Source organism: Escherichia sp. E4736 (assembly GCF_005781225.1).
Taxonomy (GTDB): Bacteria; Pseudomonadota; Gammaproteobacteria; order Enterobacterales; family Enterobacteriaceae; genus Escherichia.
Map to the genome: position 1 here is coordinate 1 of NZ_VATT01000035.1, position 22,807 is coordinate 22,807.

A 22,807-nucleotide genomic window follows, 5' to 3' on the forward strand; every position below is an offset into this window, starting at 1 on the left:
TACCGGAAGTATCCCCTTTTACGATGAGTTTATCAGTCGCGGAATTATCATCGCCGAGTTCGGTACGCATAACTAACAAACCATTATTAGCAGTGTAATTGCCATTAATGGTGAGTGTGGCAGGCGTGAATTTGTCGCCATTTTTTGAGGAAGACAGTGTTGCTGTACCCGCCAAATCCAGTGTATTTAAGGTTTGTGAAAAACCGTCTAAATCGATATTCCCTTCACTGTCGACAACATAATCGGAGTTTGGGCTGAAGGTATCGTTGATACCGGCGCGCAAGGTGCCTTTATTAATATTTGTTTGGCCAGAGTAGGTATTTGCGCCAGTCAACGTCGTGACGCCGGAACCTTCCTGGTTAACTTCGCCTTTGCCAACTATATCTGCAGCCAGGATAAAATCTTCGCTGGAGTGGTTAAAATTAATTTGGGCAGTACTATTCCCGACATTGCTTCCCATATGGATAATCGGCGTCTTGATGATCCCCGCTTTCTGTTCTGCTTCTCCCTGCGCTCCACCAATGTTTAGAATACCGGTGCTGGTTTCTGCTATCCCAAGCCAGATAAATTGATTAGCACTGACCGTGGCATTATTACTAACGGTAAGTATCCCCTTGGCCTCGTTCTGCAATGAACTCAATCCCCCGAGGTTGATATATTCATTCACTGTTAATGAAGAATTGTCGCCATCAACCAGCGTTTCACCGTATCCAGTCCCGTGAAAATCACCTGAACTTCCAGTAAAACCAATGAGCACATCCTTTGATGCTGTAAGATGACCGCCATGAGTGATTTCGAGTTTACCCGTCCCCTGATCGCCTACCATCACATACCGTGCGGCAACGGATGAACCCTCACCGTCAATAACAACTTGACCCTGTGCCTGGTAATTAAATTCACCGATTCTGAATTCATTTAAATCGGTGATAGTACTGCCGCTAAGCACCATTAAGGTTCCTGAACCACCATTCTTACCTAAATAAACATCGCGTTCATTAGGCGATGCATGACTAAGCGTTAGATGAGTATTATTTTCTAATTTCATTACCCCGGAGGTAGCATTGCCGATTACGATTTTAGCCGTAGACAGATCCCGCCCATCTATATTCAATGTTCCTTCACTTTTTGAACCAACATTAAGATAATGAAATTGATCCCAGGCTGATGAATTATTTTCGGATGAGGATAGCGTTACAACATCATTATTGTCGATGGTAACATCACTGTTGATGGTCGTGGGTGGTGTCCATGCCAGTGAAACGGGTATTGATAACACGGTTGAAATAGCTATTGCCAGCGTTGACAAGGGATGCTTTTTGATGTTCATAAAGTTCCTTCTCATCCTTATGATTTATTTTTAGATAAATAATGAACTCACAGTAACTACGTAAGAAAATTAGATTTTAACGTCTTTGGAACAGGTTACTGTTTCTTCAAATGAAGAGTAGTGCGTGAAACCAATGTTTATAAATCAGTTTAATTTATGGTTAATTTAATATTAATTTATTTTGATGGTTTAGGTGTTGTGCTAAAAAATAAGTTGCATAGTTTTCTGTAGCAAAAATCTTTAAATATCTTAAGTGGTAAAAAATGATAAAAAGAAAAATGAGGAAAATCATTAAGATGTATGATGTAGATATTATTTTGAATTTAATAAAAATGACGAATTAATTGCGTGTTTATTGTTTGCACATCTTCTTAGAAGGGGGTAAACACCAGGATTTTTATCAAAAAAATAATATAAATGTGATTTCTGTGTATCGATAAAACGCATAAAAATATGAGATAAAACACACGATTCTTAAGAAGAATATAAATACATTGTCTATTTTTTTGATTGCAGAACTGTTTATTAAGCAACTCTCAATAATGGCATCATTTGGCGTTGATTAAACAACCGTTTACAGAATGAGCAAGCAAAAAGGGAGCCGCAGCTCCCTTGAACAACCTTAGTGCGCACCGCCTCCGCCGCCACCTGCGCCAAATGGCGGTTTAGCAAACCACACCAGCCCCAGCAGGATGAGGAATATCCCGGCTGACATCCAGAAGATCTCATTGGCGGAAATAATCAGCCCCTGATTGGTGATCTGCTGAGCAATCCAGCCCGATGCCTGCTGTTGCGTCATCCCCAGACCTTCCAGTTGACTGTACATCGCCTGGGCGTTCGGGTTATACGGGTTCACCGATTCGGTCAACTGAGCATGGTGCATCGACTCGCGGTTAGTCCACATCGTCGTCGTTATGGACGTACCGATAGACCCCGCCAGCGTTCGCGTAAAGTTGGAGAGGCTCGACGCCGCCGCCAGTCGTTCCGGTGGCAGACCAGACAGCGTAATGGTGGTCAGCGGCATAAAGAAGCAGGCCACTGCGAAGCCCTGGATAAACTGCGGCCAGGCCGACGCGCCAAAATCCATACCCGGTTCAAAGGTATAGGCACGCCAGTAGAAGCAGACGGCATACATAATAAAGCTGAACGTCACCAGCCGCCGCATATCCAGTTTATGCGCAAATCGACCGATAATCGGCGACAGGATCACCGGAATAATCCCTACCGGCGCAGAGGCCAGCCCTGCCCATGTTGCCGTGTAGCCGTAGACTTCCTGCAACAGCTGCGGCAGCAGAACAATAGCGCCGAAGTAGAGCATATACGCGAGGCTGATACATAAGCAGCCGATGGTGAAGTTGCGCGACTTAAACAACGACAGATCGACTATCGGGTTATCATCCGTTAGCTCCCAGACAATCAGGAAGCAGATAGCCACCACCGCCACCACGGTGAGGATGATAATTTCCTGTGATGAGAACCAGTCCAGCTCTTTACCCCGGTCGAGCATAATCTGCAGGCTGCCGATACCAATCACCAGCAGCGCCAGCCCCACGGCATCAATCCGCCGCCGTTCGGTGCGGGTTTCGCGTCCGCGCAGGGTTTGTAGTGTCATCAACACCACCGCCACGCCAATCGGCACGTTGATGAAGAATATCCAGCCCCAGTGGTAATTATCACTGATATAACCGCCGAGGATCGGGCCGCAAATTGGCGCGACAATCACCGTCATCGACCACAACGCCAGCGCGATAGAACGTTTGGCCGGTGGGTAGTTATTCAGTAACAGACTTTGCGAAAGCGGGATCAATGGCCCGGCGACAATCCCCTGAATCACGCGGAAGAAGATCAGCATATTCAGACTGCTGGAGACACCACATGCCCACGAAGCAATGGCGAAGGCGATGGTCGACCAGAGGAACAGTTTCACTTCCCCGAAGCGCTTTGCCAGCCAGCCGGTAAGAGGGATCGAGATGGCATTCGCCACCCCGAAGGAGGTGATTACCCACGTTCCCTGACTGAGTGATGAACCCAGGTTCCCGGCGATAGTGGGGATCGCCACGTTAGCAATGGTGGAGTCCAGCACCTGCATGAATGTCGCCAGCGACAGCGCAATCGTCATAATGACCAGTTGCGCGCCTTCCAGCGGTTTTTGCTGTTGCATCACACGCACCTCTGGATTAGCCAGCGTTAGCTTTTACGATGTCGTCGATCAGTTTATTGACAGGTGCCAGGCTGATTTCACGCGCGGTGCTTACCGCGACCGGTGTGGAGCGTACTTTGTTTGCCAGTACCTGGCCGTCACGGTTAGTGGTATTGACGCTCACCAGCGTGGATAAACCGATACGCAGCGGGTATTGCTCCAACTGTTTCTGGTCCAGTTCGATACGAACAGGCAGACGCTGAACGACTTTGATCCAGTTACCGGTGGCGTTTTGCGCCGGAAGCAGCGAGAACGCGCTACCCGTACCCATATCCAGACCAACCACTTTACCGGTGTATTTCACATCATCGCCGTAAATATCGGTGGTGATGGTAACCGGCTGACCGATGCGCATATTGGCAATCTGCGTCTCTTTAAAGTTAGCATCCACCCACATATTCGTGGCTGGAACGACCGCCATCAGCGGCGTGGTTGGGCTAATTTGTGCACCAGGCTGTACTGCGCGACGGGAGACATAACCAGTCATCGGGCTGACAATACGGGTACGCTCCAGCGCCAGCCAGGCATTACGCACTTCAGTGGCAGCCTGTTGCACGGCAGGTTGATCTTCCAGTTTAGTCCCCAGAATCATCGCCTGATTGGCATTGTATTGTTGAATGGCGACATCCAGCTGCGCCTGGGCGCTGGTGACGGCGTCGCGGGCGTGTTGCAGCTCTTCGCGGCCAATCAAGTTGGCATTGCCCAGCGGCACGCGGCGGTTGTAGTCACTCTGAGCTTTGGCGAGGGCGATTTTCTGCACCTCAATATTTGCCTGCAACTGTTTGCTGTTAATCATCAGTTGGTGGGTTTGACGTACGCTGGAAGCCAGCGCAGTTTTGGCTTTTTCAAACGCCTGGCGAGCATCCGTCGGGTCGAGAGTGACCAGCACATCGCCTTCTTTTACAAAATCGGTGTTATCGGCCCAGACTTTCGTCACACTGCCTGACACCTGAGACATAATTTGAATCTGATTTCCTGCCACGTATGCGTCATCCGTTTCTTCGAAATGACGCAGTACCAAAAACCAATAAATCCCTATCGCTACGGCAATAATAATAAAGAGCAAGGTGAGAAGGAGGAGCAGACGCTTACGTTTGCCGCTCTTCTTTACCGGTTGCTGCGGGGTTTGTGTCTCCGCATTTGCGCTCATAGTATTCTCCACGATCTTCTTAACTCATCGGCTGAGCCGACCTGCTTGCCAAAAAGGCCAGCACGTTGCGATGCTGGCCGGTCAGTTTTTCTTTTATAAGTCTGGATTTTTGAGCGAGATGACGCGTTAGCTCATCGCTTCGAGAACAGCACCGTCTTGTTCCATCTGATCGAGACGAGAGAGCAATTTGCGGGTGATTTGCTCGAGCTGATCTTTTTCTGTTGTGCTGAGCGCGGACCAGAGTTGATGCAGGCAGTTATGCTGCGGCGGTAAAACCTCGCGCAAAAACTCGTGACCTTTTTCCGTTAATTGCAGATGCAGACAGCGGCGATCGTTATCGCTTTCACGACGTTCGATCCAGCCACGTTTTTCCAGCTCATCGGCAATACGCGTCGCATTGGTACGGGATGATCCAAGAGCACAGCTCAATTCAGAAGGCTGAATACTGTGGTTTTCCTGAGACTCCAGCGTAATCAACGCCATAAACAACGTCTCGTTAATCCCCTGAGCCTTCAGCATTTTATTGCGGTTCTCCAGCAGCTTGCTTTGCATATGCATACAAAGACGGGTCAGAAGGATCTCCTGATAAGGAAAATCTTCGTGGCGGCTGGCGCGAAATTTTAGCATTTGTTCAATGGGCGTAAACGAACTATCCATTTGGGTATGACCTCATTAATTTCAGCCGATATAGTAACGACAGTGACAAATAAAGTAAATGTATTGTTTTAGAAAAATGATTCTTGTGGTCTATAGAAACGTCATCACTTTCCACGTCAGCCCGTAGGCCAGCGCACTCAATAAAGTGGGAATAATGATGCTGCGTGTTTTATAGAAACTGGCTCCCAGTACCGCAAAACCGACCAGCGTGGGTACGAAACGGCGTGAATCGTGTATCACTTCTGGTGCGGTAGAGACAACCAGCAGAGCGCAAATCGAGGCGATGCCAATGGTGTCGAGCAAAATACCCACTGCGCCACGCTTGGTTGGGCGGGCATTGCCCACTCGCAGGCGTAGGGGTAAATAGCGGAAGCAGTAATTCGCCGCGCCAACCAGTAATCCAAGCAGCAGAACCTCATAGCTCATCAGGTGCTCCTTGCCAGAATGACTGGATTAACGCAGTGAGGCAGCCAAAGACAATGCCTGCCAGAATGGCGACGGGAATAGAAAATAGCGTTACGCCAGCAAGGGCACCAACTAACGCTGCGGTAACGCAAAGGGATTGTTTGCGCTGGAAAGAGGCGAGCAGAAAACTCATAAAGAGTGCCGGCAGCATAAAGCCTAATGCTGCTTCGACGGCTGGATAACCTTGCAGCAAACCGCTGCCCGAAAATGCCCCTATTACCGTACCAAATACCCACGATGACCATGAACTGAAGGCAATGCCGATCATCCAGTTTTCGCTCCAGCGGCGATTATTACGTACCAGTTTTGCCGTTGCTGCGGCAAAAACTTCGTCCGTCAGGCCAAATGCCCACAGTGCGGTTTTCGATTTTTGCAGGCGTTGAACAATGCGGCTACGCAACGATGGACCATATAGTACATGGCGAACATCCATTGCCATAACGGTCAATGCGGCTACCCACAAGCTACTACCAGCTGCCAGCATTGCGGTGATGACAAACTGGCTCGCTCCTGCATAAATAATGCAGGAGAAAAAAACGCTTTCCAGGGGAGAGAATCCCAGACGGGTCGCATTCAGACCAAATGCAAAGGCCACCGGAATATAACTAATAACAATCGGTAAACTGTCTTTGCAGCCTTCCATGAAGGTCGCCGAACCAGAAGCAGGCAGTGGAGTAGGGCTTACCATAGAGTGTACGCTTAACGATTGTTAATATTATTAATAGTCTGGATGAATATCCTAACCTTATCAGACTGATGGGATTCTTAACACCCTTATAAGTGTAAAGCCACGAAAACGGTTGCTGATTGCTTAATTTGCGACTTCCTGACGATGAAAACCTCGCCACCAGACCAGTAAGTTAACCAGGGCAATCGTCGCGCCAGCCAGACAAACGCCAGCCCAACCGCCATGTTGCCAGGCTGAGGCTGAAATTAGCGAACCGGCGGCACCGCCAATAAAGTAGCTGGTCATGTAACCTGCGGTCAGGCGATTACGTGCATCAGGATGAATACGATAAATCACGGTTTGATTGGTGATATGCACGCCCTGCACGGTGAGATCCAGTATCAGAATGCCGATAATTAGCGCCAGTACGGAAGCGTGGCCAAACCAGATCGCCAACCATGAAAGTAACAACAGCAGCAGACCAAACGTTGTTGTGAGATGCGATTTGCCCTTATCGGCAAAACCGCCCGCCGGGCGAGCGCCCAACGCCCCGGCAGCTCCTGCAAGTCCAAACAGACCAATTACGCCATCGCTGTAATTAAAAGGCGGCGCGGCGAGCAAAAAAGCCATTGATGTCCAGAGAATGCTGAAGTTAGCAAAGGTCAGGCAGCCCAGCAACGCGCGGGTGCGCAGGATCTTATCGCTGATAAACATGCTGAAAACGGAACCAAGCAACTGTGGGTAGTTGAGGTGGGTTTCAGATTTCATTTGTGGCAGGCCGCGCCATAACGCCAGTGCCATCAGTGCCATTAACACCGATGCGACCCAAAAGACGGTGCGCCAGCCGCCGAGATTCGCCAGCAGCCCGGCAACGGTACGCGCCAGCAAAATCCCCAGCAGCAGGCCACTCATAATGGTGCCAACCACCTTGCCGCGTTTGTCCGGTGAAGCCAGCGTCGCCGCCAGTGGAACCAGAATTTGTGCCACGACCGAGAATAAACCGGTTAATGCCGTACCGAGGATCATCATCGCCAGCGACTGACTGCTGGCAGTGATTAACATGCCACCGGCTGCCAGTAAGGTCATGGTGACAATCAGGCGGCGGCGTTCAAACATATCACCCAATGGAACAAGAAACAGCAGACCTGCGGCATAGCCCAACTGCGCGGCTGTAACAATAAAGCCTGCCGAACTGGCGGAAAGGGAAAAGTTACGCGCGATGGTGTCGAGCAATGGCTGTGCGTAATAATTGCTGGCGACCGCCAGACCGGTGGCGATCGACATTAGCACGATCAGCGCCGGGCTAAGCTCATGATTGGGTTTAGTCATTATTTTTGTTCATCAGGTGATGATTAAGCTGGAAATCAATAATAGCGGATGTTGATGAATATGGGATGAAAGATAGATTGTTGAAATGTGCGGGTAATGGGGAGAGGGTATTTGAAGGTGAAATATGTCACTAAGGCAAATGTTACGTTCACTTCCAGACTATAGCTACTTTGTCACTATTTTGCTGGTGAACGTGCCAGGGTGGCTCAGTCGCCACCACCCTGGCGACCCAGGCTTTTGGCACAAAATCGCCGCTACGCGGTACATTCGACTTATTTCTTACGGCTATCGGGTACGGGCGCGAGGTAACATCCCTGTAAGACGCGCCCTCGCCGCGCATCGCCCCGGCCTTCAGAAAACGTCTCATCGATTTTCAGCCGGATTAAAACCATCGCTGCAATTGTTTTACTCACATGAGCATTATCTGCGCGGTTATCAATATTTACTTCTGCGCTGCCAGCGCCTCCTTCACCCAGCCATCGAACTGCTGCTGGTGGGCTTTGATCCAGCCATCAACGTGGCCCTGAATATCGCCTTCTGAGGCTTTGCCGTCATGCATAATGGCGTTCTGGGCGTTAATATCTGCCACTGGCAACTGCATAATGGCAAACAGTTTGGCTGCCGCCGGATTTTTCTCGGCCCAGGCTTTGTTGGCAACGATATGCATGGTGCTGACCGGGAAGCCGTAATTCGCGCCATTCGGCAGTTTGGTATCGGCATTTTTATCGCCCGGCAGTGCGGAGAACGGCACCTGCAACCAGACCACATCTTTCCCCGGCTTCAGTTCGTTACTCACCCAGTACGGCGTCCAGGTGTAGTAAAACACCGGTTTGCCCTCTTTGTAGCGACTGATGGTGTCGGCCATCATCGCCGCATAGTTCCCCTGATTATGCGTCACGGTGTTGGTCAGTTCATACGCAGCAAGCTGGTGGTTGATGGCTCCTTCGCAGCCCCAGCCAGGATTACAGCCGGTTAAATCCGCTTTGCCATCGCCGTTGGTATCGAACAGTTTAGCGATCTTCGGATCTTTCAGTTGCGCGATGTTGGTGATTTTGTACTGGTCGGCAGTTTTCTTATCGATCAGGTAACCCTGCGCCGCGCCGTTAACAAATACCCCTTCGCGATAAAATTTCTTATCGCCACCGGCAGCTTCGTACATGTTGTCATGCAGCGGCGTCCAGTTCACGGCGGTGAAGGTTGCATCGCCGGAAGCAAGCGAGGTGTAGCCAACGTTGTAATCCACTTCGCTGGGTTTATTGACGGTATAACCTAATTTCTCCAGCGCACGACTCACCAGCAGCGTCTGGAAGGTTTCTTCAGTGATGGTGCTCTGAACTGGATTAACAGTAATGCCTTTGCCCGGCAGATCGGCAGCAAAAGTTTGTGTAGAGATAAGCGTGGCAAACGCTGTCGCAAAAAGTACGCTATGTCGCATTGTTATTCCTTTTTTTGGCAGGGTGATATGCCCGGCGTCACCGGGCAAGTGCAGAGTTACTTATTGAATGGACGGGTCAGCAGACCGACAGGGCCAGTGGTGTACCAGCGACGGTTGCCGCGGCTGCGTGAGTCACGCCCAACGGCCTGAGTCAGGCGATCGAGGATAATGGCGAGGATCACAATCCCGACACCGCCTACGGTGGCAAGCCCCATATCCAGACGACCGATACCGCGAAGTACCATCTGACCCAGCCCGCCGACGGCAATCATCGAGGCAATGACCACCATAGAAAGGGCCAGCATCAGCGTCTGGTTAACGCCCGCCATAATGGTCGGCATCGCCAGCGGTAACTGAACTTTGAACAGCATCTGGCGCGGGCTGGCACCGAATGAGCGCGAGGCTTCAATCAGATCCGCCGGAACCTGGTTAATCCCCAGAATAGTCAGACGGATAATCGGCGGCAGCGCAAAGATGATCGTCACCACCACGCCCGGCACGTTGCCGATACCAAACAGCATGACGATTGGTACCAGATAAACAAACGCTGGCGTGGTCTGCATGGCATCAAGCAGTGGACGAATAATTTTCGCCGCTCGCGGACTTCTCGCCAGCCAGATCCCCAACGGCAAACCGATGACGATACAGAACAGCAGGGCGGTTAACACCAGCGCCAGGGTAACCATGGCCTGCGACCAGGCACCGATTGCGCCGATGGCAATCAGCGAAACCAGCGTCGCGACGCCCATTCCGACACCGGAAATTTGCCAGGCGATGAGAGCGAAAACGATAATCGCCACCGGCGCGGGCATCCCCAGCAGCAGTTGCTGGAAACCGTTGAGGATATAATCGACCGGAACGCGCACGCCCTGGAAGACGGGACGGAAATGGGTAACGACCCAGTCGATCCCTTCAGTGACCCAACTGTCGAGTGGGATCAGCGTCTTATGGAACGGATCGAGAATGTTAAAATGCTCGGCGTTTGGCGCAGGCGTGCTGGTCAGCCAGTCGGCGCCACCACCGTCAGTCGGTGTAGCAGCCGGTGTACCCCAGGCATCTGCGGATTGTGCGGCACTGTCCGCCGCTGGTGTGGTATCCCACGGATTATTTTGATCAGCCATTATTTACCCCCTCACGATCTAAAGCGCGCAGCAGCATTCCTTTCGAAATGATGCCGACATACTGTTGGTCCTCGTCGACCACGGGCACCGCACAGGGCGCCTGTCCGACATGAGAGAGCAACTCGCTAAGAGGCGTTTGCGCATCGACCGCTAACGGCGCATCAATCAGTGCTGCATCAAGACCTTGCTGCTGCGTTAATGCGGCCTTAAGCGAATCGATAGACACTGCGCCGACAAACTTATTACCGCGTTCGATAACGTAGCCATATTCGCGATCTTCATCCTGCAATAATTTCAGTGCCGAACGCGGGCCGAAGCCAGGGGTTTTACGAATTAAGCCATTAGGGCTGCGGCGGGCAATATCTTTCGCACTGAATACTTGACTAATATCGACGCCACGGAAGAAGGTGCGGACATAATCATTCGCTGGATTATTGAGAATTTCATCCGGTGTGCCGACCTGTACCACTTCACCATTTTGCATAATGGCAATTCGGTCGCCAATACGCATGGCTTCATCGAGATCGTGGGAAATAAAGACAATGGTACGCTGATGTTTCGCCTGTAATTTTACCAGCTCATCCTGCATCTCGGTGCGAATTAATGGATCGAGCGCCGAGAAGGCTTCGTCCATTAATAATATATCCGGATTAATCGCTAACGCGCGGGCTAATCCCACACGTTGACGCATCCCGCCAGAGAGTTCGTCCGGGTAGCTGTGGGCATAATTTTCCAGCCCGACCTGACGCAGTGCATCAATGGCTTTTTCCCGGCGTTCTTCGGCATTAATTCCGGCCAATTCCATACCGAACGCAGTATTGTCCAGCACGGTCATATGCGGCATTAAGGCAAAGGACTGGAAGACCATCGCAATCTTTTTTCTGCGCACCTCACGGAGTTCGGCGTCGGATATTTTGGCAATATCCACACCGTCAATCAGCACTTGCCCGCGGGTGGGTTCAATCAGGCGATTGAGAAGGCGTACCATTGTGGATTTACCCGAACCGGATAATCCCATGATGACAAATATCTCGCCTTCTTCAATGGCCAGACTGGCGTCTTTTACGCCAAGCGATAGCCCAGTTTTTTCCAGAATTTGTTCTTTTGAAAGTCCTTGTTCGATATATTTGAAAGCTCGCTGTGGATGCTCGCCAAATATTTTATAAAGATTTTTAATTTCTAATTTAATTGCCATGCAATAGAAAGATTCCTGTTATTTGTTTATGTCGATATATTACCCAATGGAAATAGTCACTTTTTTCTACCCTAACATACTGAGAATCTGAGGCAACCCCTGATGGCAAATGTGGCATGAATATTGATACGAGCAAATTGCCGGAATTTCCCGTGATATAAGGGCTGAGAGCAAATCTAGAAAAGTTGATATTTTTTTTATAGATAGAGAAAAAACGCCTGAATATTGTAGTTTCAGGCGAATAATGCAACAGAGAGTCAGTGTAGATCACCACAAATTATTTGTGTGATATAAAGCTATACTCTAAATAATTCGAGTTGCAGGAAGGCGACAAGCGAGTGAATCCCCATGAGCTTACATAAGTAAGTGACTGGGGTGAGCGAACGCAGACGCAGCACATGCAACTTGAAGTATGACGAGTATATTTGGCGGGAATTATTTCCCTGCTGCGGGTAGTGATATTTTTGAAAAATAACCCTGTCAGAAATTCCAGTCTTCATCTTCTGTTTCAACCGCTTTCCCCATCACATAAGAGGAGCCTGAACCGGAAAAGAAATCGTGATTTTCATCGGCATTCGGCGAAAGCGCGGCGAGGATTGCCGGATTCACTTCTGCCATTTCTGCGGGAAATAACGGTTCGTAGCCCAGATTCATCAACGCCTTATTGGCGTTGTAACAGAGAAACGCTTTCACATCGTCAGCCCACGGGGTTTCGGCGTACAGCTCATCGGTGTATTGCAACTCGTTGTCATAAAGTTCCAGCAACAAATCGAAGGCGAAACTCTTTAACTCTTCACGTTGTGCCTGGGAAATCTTTTCCATTTTTTTCTGATATTTATAGCCGATGTAGTAACCGTGGACTGCTTCATCGCGGATAATCAGACGGATCAGGTCTGCGGTATTGGTCAGCTTTCCGCGACTGGAAAAATACATCGGCAGCCAGAAGCCAGAATAGAACAAAAATGATTCAAGAAAGACACTGGCGATTTTCTTTTTCAGCGGATTATCGCCGCGATAATGTTGCTGAATAATCTGCGCTTTTCGCTGCAACGGCGCGTTTTCTTCACTCCAGGCGTAGGCGGCATCGACATCTTTGGTCTGGCACAACGTCGAGAAAATCGAACTGTAAGAGCGGGCATGAACCGCTTCCATAAAGCTGATATTCGATAATATCGCCTCTTCATGAGGCGTGAGCGCATCGGGCATCAGCGAAGGCGCGCCGATAACATTTTGCAGCGTGTCGAGCAGCGTCAGGCCAGTAAAAACGCGCATCGTCAGTTGTTGTTCTACGGCACTTAATGTCTGCCACGCAGGAATATCGTTCGATAGTGGCACCTTTTCCGGGAGCCAGAAATTGCTGGTCAGGCGATTCCACACCTCCAGATCTTTATCGTCTGCTATCTTGTTCCAGTTGATGGCGCTGATACGTGAGAGTTTCATAGATATTCCTTAAAGCCGGACTCATCAGGCTCCGATTTTTGGCAATGTGCGCTTTGTTCCTGCCGGATGCGGCGTGAACGCCTTATCCGACCTACAAAATCATGCAAATTCAATATATTGCAATTATTTTTCAGTCTCTTAGAGCGAGCAGGAGACGCAGCCTTCAATTTCAGTGCCTTCCAGCGCCATCTGACGCAGGCGAATGTAATAGAGCGTTTTGATGCCTTTGCGCCAGGCGTAAATCTGCGCTTTGTTGATATCGCGAGTGGTAGCGGTATCGGGGAAAAATAGCGTCAGCGACAGCCCCTGATCGACATGGCGAGTCGCTTCGGCGTAGGTGTCGATGATCTTTTCTGCGCCAATTTCGTAAGCATCCTGATACAGCGCCAGATTTTCGTTAGTCATAAACGGGGCAGGGTAGTAAACGCGTCCTGTTTTGCCCTCTTTGCGTATCTCTACTTTCGCCACAATCGGATGAATACTCGACGTGGCATGGTTGATGTAAGAGATGGAACCGGTTGGTGGCACCGCCTGGAGATTCTGGTTGTAAATGCCGTAGCGCATCACGTCGTCGCGCAGCTGCGCCCACATCTCACGGGTAGGTAACGTAATTCCGCTACGGGCAAACAGTTCGCCAACTTTCGCCGTTTTCGGCTGCCAGTTACCTTGCAGATATTGGCTAAAATATTCACCACTGGCATAGCGTGACTGTTTGAACCCGGCGAAGGTTTCACCGCGTTCGCGCGCCAGCAACATCGAGGTACGCAGTGCGTGCCAGGTGATGGTGTAGAAATAGAGATTGGTGAAATCCAGTGCTTCCGGTGAACCATAAGCGATGCCTTCTCGCGCCAGATAACCGTGTAAATTCATCTGCCCCAGTCCGATGGCGTGTGAGGCGGCATTTCCGGCTTCGATGGACGGCACGCTGCGGATATGACTCATATCTGACACCGCTGTTAAACCGCGTACGGCAGTCGCTACCGTGCGGGCAAAGTCGGGGGAATCCATGGTGTGGGCAATATTCAACGAACCTAAATTGCAGGAAATATCATGGCCTGTGCGGGCATAGTCGAGATTCTCGTCATACTCTGAGGCGCTGTTAACCTGCAAAATCTCTGAGCAGAGATTACTCATATTTATGCGCCCGGCGATAGGGTTAGCACGGTTTACCGTGTCTTCATACATGATGTAGGGATAGCCGGACTCAAACTGAATTTCTGCCAGTCGCTGGAAGAAATCACGGGCGTTGATGTATTTTTTGCAGATGCGTTCATCGGCAACCAGTTCGTCATAGTGTTGGCTGATGGCGATATCGGCAAATGGCTTGCCATAAACTCGCTCAACGTCATAAGGCGAAAACAGTGCCATCTGCGCATTCTCTTTTGCCAGATGGAAAGTGATATCCGGGATCACCACGCCCAGGGACAGCGTTTTAATGCGGATTTTTTCGTCGGCATTTTCCCGTTTTGTATCGAGAAAACGCAGAATATCGGGATGATGGGCATGTAAATAGACTGCGCCAGCACCCTGACGAGCGCCGAGCTGGTTGGCATAGGAAAATGCGTCTTCCAGCATTTTCATCACCGGAATTACGCCAGAAGATTGATTTTCAATACGTTTAATTGGCGCGCCCGCTTCCCGCAGATTCGACAGCAAAAATGCCACGCCGCCGCCGCGTTTCGACAGTTGCAGTGCGGAATTTACCGCCCGGCCAATCGACTCCATATTGTCTTCAATACGCAGCAGAAAACAGGAAACCAGCTCGCCGCGCTGCTGTTTACCGCAGTTGAGGAATGTTGGCGTGGCAGGCTGAAAGCGTCCTGACAGCATCTCATCAGTCAGTTGCGTCGCCAGTGTTTCATCGCCTTGTGCCAGCGTCAGCGCCACCATCGTGACTCGATCGGCAAAATCTTCCAGATAACGCTTACCGTCGAATGTCTTCAACGTATAGCTGGTGTAAAACTTCCATGCTCCGAGGAATGTCTGAAAACGAAAACCGCTGGCGTGCGCGTGGGCAAACAGTGTAATGACAAAATCGCGAGAGTAGCGATTAAGAACGCTTTCATCATAGTAACCTTCGTTGACCAGCCAGTTCAGGCGCTGCTGCTGGCTACTGAAGGTCACACTGTTCGGGCGCACATGCGTCGTCATAAAGACGTCAACGGCCTGGCGATCTTTATCGAACTGAATGCGACCTGCGCTATCGTAAAGGTTAAGCATCGCATTCAGCGCGTGGTAATCCATCGTTTCCTGCGTCAGGCGTTCTGCGGTTGTCGTTGCCAAAATTCGGTTACTCCTTTACGAACGTTTTCGATATCGCTTTGCGTACCCATGAGTTCAAAGCGGTATAGCCACGGCACGCCGCATTTTTGAGCAATCACATCTCCGGCGCGGCCATACGCCTCACCAAAGTTGCGATTACCCGAAGCAATCACGCCGCGCAGCAACGCCCGGTTATGCTCGTCGTTTAAAAAGCGAATTACCTGTCGTGGCACCGCGCCAGCCGTACCGCCGCCGCCGTAAGAGGGCACGATCAGGATGTAAGGCTCGTCTACCTGAATCCGTTCCCGCTCATTGAGCGGGATGCGCACCGCGGGCAGCCCTAAACGTTCGATAAAACGCTGCGTATTTTCGGAGCTGCTGGAAAAGTAGACGAGCTGGCTCATGCACTGGCCGCGTGTGGCGCAGGATGCAGACGGTTGATCATGTCCGGGCGGAAGCCAGACCAGCTAAGATCGCCAGCAATTACCACCGGTAACTGGCGAAAGCCCTGAGCACGCAACGTTTCTGCTGCTTCAGGGACGTGATCGACATTAATCATTTCAAAGTCAAAGCCCCGGTTTTCCATCGCCCGTTTGGTGGCGTGGCACTGAACGCAATCGTTACGAGTGTAAATAGTAATGCGCATGATTCGTATTTCCGTTTAAAATGAAGATACGGCGCGATGATACGCGTCGGGTTGTCTCTCTGTTGATACAGAGATACTAGATGTAGTTGAAAAAAGATTCAACCATACAAGATATGGGAATTTTAGATTGATTACGCCACCGCTGAATGGCTCAACGGGGTAGGGGATTTTGTGTTTTTTGGCCGGGCGAATACCCGGCATCAAGAAGTTACATGCGCATGGAAACGGCCAGACGGTTAAAACAATTCATCAGCCCGATGGCAAACGTTAAGTCGCTGATCTCTGCTGCACTGAAATATTCAAGCAAAGGCTGATAAACCTCGTCTTCCGCATGGGTTCGGGCAATATCGGTCACCGATTCCGCCCATGCCAGCGCCGCCCGCTCGCGATCGTCAAAATGATGGCTTACGCGCCAGCCTGCCAGGGCGTCCAGTTTGTGCTGCGGCACACCGGATTTGCGTAATGCTTTGCTGTGCATCTCCAGACAAAATGCGCAGCCATTGATTTGCGAGACGCGCAAATAAATTAACTCCATCAGCGTGGTATCCAGCGCGCTATTTTCCAGTGCCGTTTTGGCCTGCACCAGTGCGTTATACACTGCCGGGCTAAGTTCGTAGTAAGGCTGACGTAATGTAGTCATACAGTTTCTCCTCTTATTAACGCCCGCAATGTAGCACTATAATGGACTGCTAAAGAGAGCCATAAATTACGTAAAAAAGCAGACCATATGCCACGTTATCAGGATATCGCCCGTCAGTTAAAAACGGCTATTGAGCAAGGGGAACTGAAACCTGGTGCAAGGCTACCTTCGAGTCGTACCTGGTCGCAGGAACTGGGTGTGTCTCGATCCACTGTCGAAAATGCGTATGCTGAGTTGGTGGCGCAAGGATGGCTGGTCAGGCGGGGACAGGCTGGCACATTTGTCAGTGAGCAGATACATACGCAACAATCTGCTGTGGATGTCGTGGCTTTTGCTGGTGAAAGTCAGCAGCCACTGCCATTTCAATTGGGATTACCCGCACTCGATCTCTTTCCGCGAGAGCAGTGGGCGCGGGTGATGGGGCGTCGCCTTCGTACCCAGACGCGTTTTGATTTGGCATTAGGCGATGTCTGCGGTGAGGCGGCGTTGCGCGAGGCAATAGTTGATTACTTACGCGTTTCTCGCGGGATTGATTGTCAGCCAGAGCAGGTCTTTATCACTCATGGTTATGCGGCCTCAATGGCTTTAATTCTGCACGCGCTGGCGAAACCGGGAAACGGGATGTGGATGGAAGATCCCGGCTTTCCACTGATTCGCTCGATTGTCACTCGCCACGGTGTGGAAATTTTACCGGTGCCGGTTGATGACAACGGACTGGATGTCACAAGCGGAATACAAAATTATCCTGATGCGCGTTTTGCTCTGATTACTCCGGCACACCAGAGCCCGCTGGGCGTGGCGCTCTCTTTAGCGCGCAGGCACCAGATGCTGGAATGGGCAGAACGTAGTCAGGCATGGATTATTGAAGATGATTACGACAGTGAGTTTCGCTATCACGGTAAGCCGTTACCGGCACTAAAAAGTCTCGACGCACCGCAGCGGGTGATTTATGCCGGAACATTCAGCAAAGCGCTATTTCCTGCATTGCGCTGTGCGTGGCTGGTGGTGCCGGTGGAGCAGATTACGCAATTCCGGCAACAGGCGTCACTGGAGCCATGTGCGGTACCCGTACTGTGGCAGAACACACTGGCAGATTTCATTCGTGAGGGGTATTTCTGGCGGCATCTGAAGAAAATGCGTCAGCACTATGCTCAACGTCGGCAGTGGATTGAGCAGGCGTTGACGCAGCAGGGATTTCAGGTTGTGCCGCAAAAAGGTGGTATCCAGATGGTTATCAGCATGGTGGGCGACGATATTGTCCATGCTCGTAAAGCCAATGCTGCTGGCCTTGCGGTGCAGGCACTTAGCGACTGGCGTATCCGCTCAAATGGGGAAGGAGGATTGCTGCTCTCGTTTACCAATATCGTTAGCGAAAGTATGGCGCAGCAGGTGACACAACAATTACGCAGTGCCTTAAGTTAAAAACCCCGAAGTCAGGCTTCGGGGCCAGGGACGTGTATTTATTATCATTGTTTCACTACGATTTACGCATGCTTAACAACGCGCCGATAAAAATACCTACCGCAGCAGCTGTTCCCACACTACACCAGGGTCTTTCACGAACAAAAGAGTCTGCGCAGCCAACAGCATCGCGCGCGGCTTGCTGGACGCGAGTTCGACCATGCATCCGCGCCCTGGTTTCTTTCAGTAAAGCCTGAGCTTTACTGCGTGCGGCTTCGGCTTCCCCTTTGGCGTCGCTGCTCCAGGACTTCAATACAGATTCCAGGCTGTCAGCTAATTGATTGACATCATTCTGAATATCCTGCACGCCATCATCGACGTCGTTACGGTTCGGTCTGTTAAACATATGATCTCCCATCAGGATTCAATGTAATTTTCAGTGTAGACCATAATTTTCTTAACAGAGATTCATCGTGGCTTTATGGACTTTTCTGAAAGCGTTGTGAATGCTCAATCAGGTAAGGTAGGGCCGCGGTAGATAATAACGAGGATAGAATATGTATTTACGACCAGACGAGGTGGCGCGCGTACTTGAGAAAGTCGGTTTTACCGTCGATGTGGTAACCCAGAAAGCTTATGGTTATCGCCGCGGGGAAAATTATGTCTATGTTAATCGCGAAGCGCGAATGGGACGTACCGCACTGGTAATTCATCCCACGTTAAAAGAACGTAGTTCGACACTGGCAGAACCGGCTTCCGATATTAAAACTTGCGATCATTACCAGCGGTTCCCGCTCTATTTAGCGGGTGAGCGTCACGAGCATTACGGCATTCCACACGGTTTCAGCTCGCGTGTTGCGCTTGAACGTTATTTACATGGATTGTTTGGCGAAGCCAATTAAAGACGCGACTGGCATTGCCAGTCGCGACAAAGAAGGATCAGGCTTTTACCTGCTGGTAATTGCTGACTTTGAACAGGCGGCGGCAGTAATCAAGGAAGTAGCCATAGACCGCACCCATCAACATCGAAACGACGATGTTTGAACTGACCGCTGCCATAATCTGGTGCCAACCCGCGCCCACGACGAGTAAGATTGCCATATATACCGGTGACTGGAACGTCACATAAGCCAGAATATCCGCAAGATTTTTTACCCAGCCCGACGAGCCAACTTTGCGTGCCATTCGCATAAATAGATCGCGGTACATACCGTATGGCCATGCAATTAAGATGTTCACCGGAATCGCTACCAGTCTGGAATAAAGGGACTGTTCGAAGCTCATTCCGGAGAGAAATACTTCGATAAACATGTTCACGACAGAACAGTAAACAACCATCGCGAACGTATCTGCTACTGCATGACGCAAGCGTGACTGCGGTGAGAACATGCCCATGCTCCTTAATAAACGCGAAATCGGATGAATGTGAATGCAGTGGTTTAAATTACCGTTTGCACTTTCGCATAGCGTATATCGCTGGCTATGACTTATCAATTAGTGAAAAAATTTTATTTCCTTGGTTTTTGTAGATAAAATATTCCGTAGTGGCGCATTTTTTGTACATTCTGGGTTTTTTTATGTCTTAAAATATAATGTTATTTTAAATCATTATGTTATGACGTAGTTCAGATGTTTTTTTGCAGAGTGATCAAGGTGTGTTTACGCAGCAAAGCGTAGAGAATTCGGCTTAGGAGCGCGCCTGGCCTCATTCAGCATCTTTTATGTTGTAAAGCCTGTAATGGCAGCACAAAGTTTCAGGTTTGAATAACTAATATGTATTCTTTTTATATGCATATTTATGCTGGTTGCGTGTTCCATTATCGGCCGGGAGGTTGTATCGTACGCCGGAACACTCGCCAGTCGCTGTAATAAGTAAGTTAAATGGCTGCTATATAATTTGCATATAAGCATTAATGTGTCAGCAAATAACGCACGAAATAATATCCCTTCGCGATTGTAAATATATTAAATTTTGTGGAAATATAATAAGTGATCGCTTACACTACGCGGCGAAATACTTTTTGTTTTGGCGTTAAAAGGTTTTCTTTATTATGTCTGTAATGTTACAAAGCTTAAATAACATCCGCACCCTTCGTGCAATGGCTCGCGAATTCTCCATTGACGTTCTTGAAGAAATGCTCGAAAAATTCAGGGTTGTCACTAAAGAAAGACGTGAAGAAGAAGAACAGCAGCAGCGTGAACTGGCAGAACGCCAGGAAAAAATTAGCACCTGGCTGGAGCTGATGAAAGCTGACGGTATTAACCCGGAAGAGTTATTAGCTAACGGCACAGCTGCACCGCGTGCAGGTAAAAAGCGTGAACCGCGTCCAGCAAAATATAAATTCACCGACTTCAATGGTGAAACCAAAACCTGGACCGGTCAGGGCCGTACGCCGAAGCCAATTGCTCAGGCGCTGGCAGAAGGTAAATCTCTCGACGATTTCCTGATCTAATCCCTGGCGCCGGATGCCGCCTCTATGGCGCATCCGGCGTTGCTTCTCAAGTTCGCTGATTCCACGGCATCTTATCTAATAGCCTTGCCATCCCGCAAAAACCACTGATTCCTGCAAACATTAATCCTGCGCCGACAAATCCACTTAATAAGAAGAAGCTGCTATTAATGGCATAACCCAGTACGACGCCGATTAATATTAAGCCGCCAGCGGCGATCTGTACCTGACGCATTAATGGCAACGGTTGAGATTTATTTTCTGCTACCGGCAATCCCGCTTTTTTCCAGCCATCGATCCCATCTTCCAGTAAAAAGACCTCTGCGGGGGCGGCAATCGCTGCTAATTTATCGGCGTTATTGCTGGTGCGTTTACCTGCCTGGCAGTGGAATATAATTTGTTCGCTACGCAATTTATCCGGAAGACCAGACTGTTCTATCACGGATAATGGTGCCAGACAGGCTGCTGGAATATGTTCACGAAGATATTCGTCGGCATCACGAATATCGATTAACTTTGCACCACGTGCGATTAATTCTTGCGCGTCATGCGGTGAAATTGTTATCAAAGCCATCGTCACTCCTTACGGACAATAGATATTTTTCAGGGTGGCGATAATGGCATTTACCGCCTCATTTTTAATGGAATAAAGAATGCGTTGGGCGTCCCGCTGGCTGTCAATAAGTCCCTCGTCACGCATGCGAGCCAGATGCTGTGACGTGGCGGAGGCGCTAAGTCCGGTAATGCGAGCCAGTTCTCCGGCGCTGGTCCCTGGTGACCCGCAAAGCATACACAGAATCAACAACCGTTTGGGGTGACTCATTGCTTTCAGTAAGGCCGCAGCCTGTTCGGCGCTGGCCTGTAGTTGGGCGAGTTCAGTCATAGTTATTTAAGTATTTTCTAAATTAAGTGAATTCTAAACTAAAAATGCAACGTATACCAGCGTCAGCAGCGTAAATGAGGGTAAACGCGTAGGCTGAAACTGGCTGGTTCCGCTAAAATTATTACGCTTAAGAGATAAAATCTCTTTTTAAACAATGGTTAATTTTCTTATAGGGAGTAAATATGGGTTTCTGGAGAATTGTCATCACCATCATTTTGCCGCCGCTCGGCGTGCTGCTTGGCAAAGGATTTGGCTGGGCGTTCATCATTAATATCTTGTTGACGCTGCTTGGGTATATCCCTGGTTTAATTCACGCTTTCTGGGTGCAAACCCGCGATTAACTCTGTGCTTACTCCGCGGCGTTAGTGCGCCGCGTTCCTCTGCTACACTTTCTGAGTGTTTCCGTTAACGAACGAGGTAACTATGGGTCTGTTCAATTTTGTGAAAGATGCCGGAGAAAAGCTCTGGGATACAGTTACTGGTCAGCATGATAAAGACGATCAGGCGAAGAAGGTGCAGGAGCATCTGAACAAAACCGGCATTCCAGATGCCGATAAAGTAAATATCCAAATTACCGATGGCAAAGCGACGGTGACTGGTGATGGTTTGAGCCAGGAAGCGAAGGAAAAAATCCTTGTTGCGGTGGGGAATATTTCTGGTATCGCCAGCGTCGACGATCAGGTAAAAACTGCGACACCAGCCACTGCCAGCCAGTTTTATACCGTTAAGTCTGGCGACACGCTTAGCGCCATTTCCAAACAGGTCTACGGTAACGCCAATCTGTACAATAAAATCTTCGAAGCGAATAAACCGATGCTGAAAAGCCCGGATAAAATTTATCCGGGACAAGTGTTGCGTATTCCAGAGTAATGGCGGTTAGTCCGCCATCGCCTGCTGGATAATGGGAATCGGCGTCAGCAAATGCTGGCGCATTAACTCACTGGCGCGCGCGGTATCTCGCGCCAGGACGGCTTCGGTTAAAATTTGATGTTGGTTGTGTTTATCTTCCAGCATTTCCACGGAAAGTACCGTTCGCCGCAGCCAGATGAAGCGATAGCGCGCCGCCAGATCAAACAACCGTTCACGCATTTGCAGCAAATAGTGAGAACCACAGCCTGTCACAATTGCAGTATGAAACGCCTGATGACGCAGATCCCACTCATCAAGCATTTTCTCACTGGCGTCACAGGCCTCCAGCTTACTGAGCAGATGCGCTTTTGCGAGAACGTCTGCCTCCCACTCATCGCCACCGCGGGCAATCGCCAGACTCACTAGCATTGCTTCCATGTTGGCGCGGGCATCGAAAATATCGAGCAACTCCTGCTCTGACATCGAGGCTACCCGATACCCTTTTTGATTCACCACCGTGACCAGTCGTTCTGCCACCAGTTGCGAAAGCGCTTCCCGCAACGGCCCGACGCCAAGTGCATAACGCGATGTCAGCAAACTCATCCGTAATTTTTCATCCGGCTGAAAATTGCCGCGAATAATATCGTTCTTCAGCCAGCGATAGCCATCCAGAGACGTAATGGTCATGGT

The 22,807-nt window shown here is 49.8% G+C and carries 26 protein-coding genes; 5 read left to right on the plus strand and 21 right to left on the minus strand.

All coding sequences use genetic code 11. The features are described 5' to 3' along the window. The 16 genes from FEK46_RS19220 to FEK46_RS19295 all read right to left on the minus strand — a co-directional run. On the minus strand, nt 1-1,327 hold a 1,327-nt coding region (locus FEK46_RS19220; RefSeq protein WP_138194799.1), incomplete at its 3' end, for an autotransporter-associated beta strand repeat-containing protein. A 622-nt stretch (nt 1,328-1,949) separates the two neighbouring features. Continuing rightward, nucleotides 1,950-3,488 (minus strand): multidrug efflux MFS transporter permease subunit EmrB, encoded by a 1,539-nt coding sequence (gene emrB / locus FEK46_RS19225; RefSeq protein ID WP_130210892.1) that lies wholly within the window; start codon nt 3,486-3,488, stop codon nt 1,950-1,952. A gap of 16 nt (nt 3,489-3,504) precedes the next feature. After that, nucleotides 3,505-4,677: a multidrug efflux MFS transporter periplasmic adaptor subunit EmrA gene (gene emrA / locus FEK46_RS19230; RefSeq protein WP_001295175.1), complete on the minus strand. Its 1,173-nt coding sequence runs from the start codon at nt 4,675-4,677 to the stop codon at nt 3,505-3,507. Nucleotides 4,678-4,803: 126 nt separating this feature from the next. Further along, a complete protein-coding gene (gene emrR, locus FEK46_RS19235) occupies nt 4,804-5,334 on the minus strand; it encodes a multidrug efflux transporter EmrAB transcriptional repressor EmrR (protein ID WP_000378441.1) in 531 nt (176 codons plus the stop codon). 90 nt (nt 5,335-5,424) lie between these two features. After that, nucleotides 5,425-5,760, minus strand: coding sequence for an L-valine transporter subunit YgaH (ygaH, locus tag FEK46_RS19240; protein ID WP_130210894.1), 336 nt, complete (start codon nt 5,758-5,760; stop codon nt 5,425-5,427). Continuing rightward, nucleotides 5,750-6,487 carry an L-valine exporter subunit YgaZ gene (gene ygaZ / locus FEK46_RS19245; protein ID WP_130210896.1) on the minus strand — a complete coding sequence of 246 codons (738 nt, stop codon included), beginning with the start codon at nt 6,485-6,487 and terminating at the stop codon, nt 5,750-5,752. The genes ygaH and ygaZ overlap by 11 nt, the downstream gene beginning before the upstream one ends. Before the next feature lie 123 nt (nt 6,488-6,610). Further along, nucleotides 6,611-7,795 (minus strand): MFS transporter, encoded by a 1,185-nt coding sequence (locus FEK46_RS19250; RefSeq protein WP_135559297.1) that lies wholly within the window; start codon nt 7,793-7,795, stop codon nt 6,611-6,613. 148 nt (nt 7,796-7,943) lie between these two features. Further along, nucleotides 7,944-8,162 (minus strand): hypothetical protein, encoded by a 219-nt coding sequence (locus tag FEK46_RS23460; RefSeq protein ID WP_165383328.1) that lies wholly within the window; start codon nt 8,160-8,162, stop codon nt 7,944-7,946. Nucleotides 8,163-8,237: 75 nt separating this feature from the next. Beyond that, nucleotides 8,238-9,230, minus strand: coding sequence for a glycine betaine/L-proline ABC transporter substrate-binding protein ProX (gene proX / locus FEK46_RS19255; protein ID WP_069913916.1), 993 nt, complete (start codon nt 9,228-9,230; stop codon nt 8,238-8,240). Nucleotides 9,231-9,286: 56 nt separating this feature from the next. Further along, entirely contained in the window at nt 9,287-10,351 is a 1,065-nt protein-coding gene (gene proW, locus FEK46_RS19260) for a glycine betaine/L-proline ABC transporter permease ProW (protein ID WP_135559298.1), read from the minus strand. After that, nucleotides 10,344-11,546 (minus strand): glycine betaine/L-proline ABC transporter ATP-binding protein ProV, encoded by a 1,203-nt coding sequence (gene proV, locus FEK46_RS19265; protein ID WP_000985481.1) that lies wholly within the window; start codon nt 11,544-11,546, stop codon nt 10,344-10,346. The genes proW and proV overlap by 8 nt, the downstream gene beginning before the upstream one ends. Nucleotides 11,547-12,026: 480 nt before the next feature. Continuing rightward, nucleotides 12,027-12,986 (minus strand): class 1b ribonucleoside-diphosphate reductase subunit beta, encoded by a 960-nt coding sequence (gene nrdF, locus FEK46_RS19270; protein ID WP_131162425.1) that lies wholly within the window; start codon nt 12,984-12,986, stop codon nt 12,027-12,029. 138 nt (nt 12,987-13,124) lie between these two features. Further along, the gene (gene nrdE, locus FEK46_RS19275; RefSeq protein WP_135559299.1) at nt 13,125-15,269 is read right to left on the minus strand and encodes a class 1b ribonucleoside-diphosphate reductase subunit alpha; all 2,145 of its coding nucleotides are present in this window, start codon (nt 15,267-15,269) and stop codon (nt 13,125-13,127) included. Beyond that, a complete protein-coding gene (gene nrdI / locus FEK46_RS19280; RefSeq protein ID WP_000080944.1) occupies nt 15,242-15,652 on the minus strand; it encodes a class Ib ribonucleoside-diphosphate reductase assembly flavoprotein NrdI in 411 nt (136 codons plus the stop codon). The genes nrdE and nrdI overlap by 28 nt, the downstream gene beginning before the upstream one ends. Further along, complete coding sequence (gene nrdH / locus FEK46_RS19285) at nt 15,649-15,894, minus strand: glutaredoxin-like protein NrdH (protein WP_130208073.1); 246 nt, start codon at nt 15,892-15,894, stop codon at nt 15,649-15,651. The genes nrdI and nrdH overlap by 4 nt, the downstream gene beginning before the upstream one ends. A gap of 208 nt (nt 15,895-16,102) precedes the next feature. Beyond that, entirely contained in the window at nt 16,103-16,534 is a 432-nt protein-coding gene (locus tag FEK46_RS19295; protein WP_130208077.1) for a carboxymuconolactone decarboxylase family protein, read from the minus strand. 87 nt (nt 16,535-16,621) lie between these two features. Between FEK46_RS19295 and FEK46_RS19300 the strand changes: the two genes are divergently transcribed. Then, nucleotides 16,622-17,956: a PLP-dependent aminotransferase family protein gene (locus FEK46_RS19300; protein WP_135559300.1), complete on the plus strand. Its 1,335-nt coding sequence runs from the start codon at nt 16,622-16,624 to the stop codon at nt 17,954-17,956. Between the two features lie 55 nt (nt 17,957-18,011). Here FEK46_RS19300 and FEK46_RS19305 read toward each other — a convergent pair whose 3' ends face one another. After that, nucleotides 18,012-18,341, minus strand: a complete 330-nt coding sequence (locus FEK46_RS19305; protein WP_135559301.1) for a DUF883 domain-containing protein — start codon at nt 18,339-18,341, stop codon at nt 18,012-18,014. Nucleotides 18,342-18,492: 151 nt separating this feature from the next. Here FEK46_RS19305 and FEK46_RS19310 point away from each other — a divergent pair, with 151 nt between their 5' ends. After that, nucleotides 18,493-18,837 (plus strand): DUF2002 family protein, encoded by a 345-nt coding sequence (locus tag FEK46_RS19310; RefSeq protein ID WP_130208081.1) that lies wholly within the window; start codon nt 18,493-18,495, stop codon nt 18,835-18,837. Nucleotides 18,838-18,874: 37 nt separating this feature from the next. Here the strand turns inward: FEK46_RS19310 and alaE are convergent, their stop codons facing one another. Further along, a complete protein-coding gene (alaE, locus tag FEK46_RS19315) occupies nt 18,875-19,324 on the minus strand; it encodes an L-alanine exporter AlaE (RefSeq protein WP_130208083.1) in 450 nt (149 codons plus the stop codon). Nucleotides 19,325-19,986: 662 nt separating this feature from the next. Here alaE and stpA point away from each other — a divergent pair. Continuing rightward, entirely contained in the window at nt 19,987-20,388 is a 402-nt protein-coding gene (stpA, locus tag FEK46_RS19320; protein ID WP_064529914.1) for a DNA-binding protein StpA, read from the plus strand. A 46-nt stretch (nt 20,389-20,434) separates the two neighbouring features. Here the strand turns inward: stpA and FEK46_RS19325 are convergent, their stop codons facing one another. Next, nucleotides 20,435-20,959, minus strand: coding sequence for a rhodanese family protein (locus tag FEK46_RS19325; protein ID WP_130260073.1), 525 nt, complete (start codon nt 20,957-20,959; stop codon nt 20,435-20,437). Between the two features lie 9 nt (nt 20,960-20,968). After that, on the minus strand, nt 20,969-21,268 hold the full coding sequence (locus tag FEK46_RS19330) for a metalloregulator ArsR/SmtB family transcription factor (RefSeq protein ID WP_130208087.1): 300 nt from the start codon (nt 21,266-21,268) through the stop codon (nt 20,969-20,971). A gap of 182 nt (nt 21,269-21,450) precedes the next feature. Between FEK46_RS19330 and FEK46_RS19335 the strand changes: the two genes are divergently transcribed. Then, complete coding sequence (locus FEK46_RS19335) at nt 21,451-21,609, plus strand: YqaE/Pmp3 family membrane protein (RefSeq protein WP_000508177.1); 159 nt, start codon at nt 21,451-21,453, stop codon at nt 21,607-21,609. Between the two features lie 82 nt (nt 21,610-21,691). Then, the gene (kbp, locus tag FEK46_RS19340; RefSeq protein ID WP_064529911.1) at nt 21,692-22,138 is read left to right on the plus strand and encodes a potassium binding protein Kbp; all 447 of its coding nucleotides are present in this window, start codon (nt 21,692-21,694) and stop codon (nt 22,136-22,138) included. Nucleotides 22,139-22,144: 6 nt separating this feature from the next. Here the strand turns inward: kbp and csiR are convergent, their stop codons facing one another. Then, complete coding sequence (gene csiR / locus FEK46_RS19345; protein WP_130260075.1) at nt 22,145-22,804, minus strand: DNA-binding transcriptional regulator CsiR; 660 nt, start codon at nt 22,802-22,804, stop codon at nt 22,145-22,147. Between the last annotated feature and the right edge of the window lie 3 nt (nt 22,805-22,807).

Excerpts from the sequence above, each read along its gene's own strand:
- FEK46_RS19300 (WP_135559300.1), top strand. The coding sequence starts at position 16,622 with ATGCCACGTTATCAGGATATCGCCCGTCAGTTAAAAACGGCTATTGAG.
- FEK46_RS19330 (WP_130208087.1), bottom strand. The coding sequence starts at position 21,268 with ATGACTGAACTCGCCCAACTACAGGCCAGCGCCGAACAGGCTGCGGCC.
- nrdH (WP_130208073.1), bottom strand. The coding sequence starts at position 15,894 with ATGCGCATTACTATTTACACTCGTAACGATTGCGTTCAGTGCCACGCC.
- FEK46_RS19250 (WP_135559297.1), bottom strand. The coding sequence starts at position 7,795 with ATGACTAAACCCAATCATGAGCTTAGCCCGGCGCTGATCGTGCTAATG.
- ygaH (WP_130210894.1), bottom strand. The coding sequence starts at position 5,760 with ATGAGCTATGAGGTTCTGCTGCTTGGATTACTGGTTGGCGCGGCGAAT.
- nrdI (WP_000080944.1), bottom strand. The coding sequence starts at position 15,652 with ATGAGCCAGCTCGTCTACTTTTCCAGCAGCTCCGAAAATACGCAGCGT.
- proX (WP_069913916.1), bottom strand. The coding sequence starts at position 9,230 with ATGCGACATAGCGTACTTTTTGCGACAGCGTTTGCCACGCTTATCTCT.
- FEK46_RS23460 (WP_165383328.1), bottom strand. The coding sequence starts at position 8,162 with ATGAGACGTTTTCTGAAGGCCGGGGCGATGCGCGGCGAGGGCGCGTCT.
- FEK46_RS19325 (WP_130260073.1), bottom strand. The coding sequence starts at position 20,959 with ATGGCTTTGATAACAATTTCACCGCATGACGCGCAAGAATTAATCGCA.
- ygaZ (WP_130210896.1), bottom strand. The coding sequence starts at position 6,487 with ATGGTAAGCCCTACTCCACTGCCTGCTTCTGGTTCGGCGACCTTCATG.
- emrR (WP_000378441.1), bottom strand. The coding sequence starts at position 5,334 with ATGGATAGTTCGTTTACGCCCATTGAACAAATGCTAAAATTTCGCGCC.
- FEK46_RS19305 (WP_135559301.1), bottom strand. The coding sequence starts at position 18,341 with ATGTTTAACAGACCGAACCGTAACGACGTCGATGATGGCGTGCAGGAT.
- csiR (WP_130260075.1), bottom strand. The coding sequence starts at position 22,804 with ATGACCATTACGTCTCTGGATGGCTATCGCTGGCTGAAGAACGATATT.
- proV (WP_000985481.1), bottom strand. The coding sequence starts at position 11,546 with ATGGCAATTAAATTAGAAATTAAAAATCTTTATAAAATATTTGGCGAG.
- FEK46_RS19335 (WP_000508177.1), top strand. The coding sequence starts at position 21,451 with ATGGGTTTCTGGAGAATTGTCATCACCATCATTTTGCCGCCGCTCGGC.
- proW (WP_135559298.1), bottom strand. The coding sequence starts at position 10,351 with ATGGCTGATCAAAATAATCCGTGGGATACCACACCAGCGGCGGACAGT.
- stpA (WP_064529914.1), top strand. The coding sequence starts at position 19,987 with ATGTCTGTAATGTTACAAAGCTTAAATAACATCCGCACCCTTCGTGCA.
- FEK46_RS19295 (WP_130208077.1), bottom strand. The coding sequence starts at position 16,534 with ATGACTACATTACGTCAGCCTTACTACGAACTTAGCCCGGCAGTGTAT.
- alaE (WP_130208083.1), bottom strand. The coding sequence starts at position 19,324 with ATGTTCTCACCGCAGTCACGCTTGCGTCATGCAGTAGCAGATACGTTC.
- emrB (WP_130210892.1), bottom strand. The coding sequence starts at position 3,488 with ATGCAACAGCAAAAACCGCTGGAAGGCGCGCAACTGGTCATTATGACG.
- nrdF (WP_131162425.1), bottom strand. The coding sequence starts at position 12,986 with ATGAAACTCTCACGTATCAGCGCCATCAACTGGAACAAGATAGCAGAC.
- emrA (WP_001295175.1), bottom strand. The coding sequence starts at position 4,677 with ATGAGCGCAAATGCGGAGACACAAACCCCGCAGCAACCGGTAAAGAAG.
- FEK46_RS19310 (WP_130208081.1), top strand. The coding sequence starts at position 18,493 with ATGTATTTACGACCAGACGAGGTGGCGCGCGTACTTGAGAAAGTCGGT.
- kbp (WP_064529911.1), top strand. The coding sequence starts at position 21,692 with ATGGGTCTGTTCAATTTTGTGAAAGATGCCGGAGAAAAGCTCTGGGAT.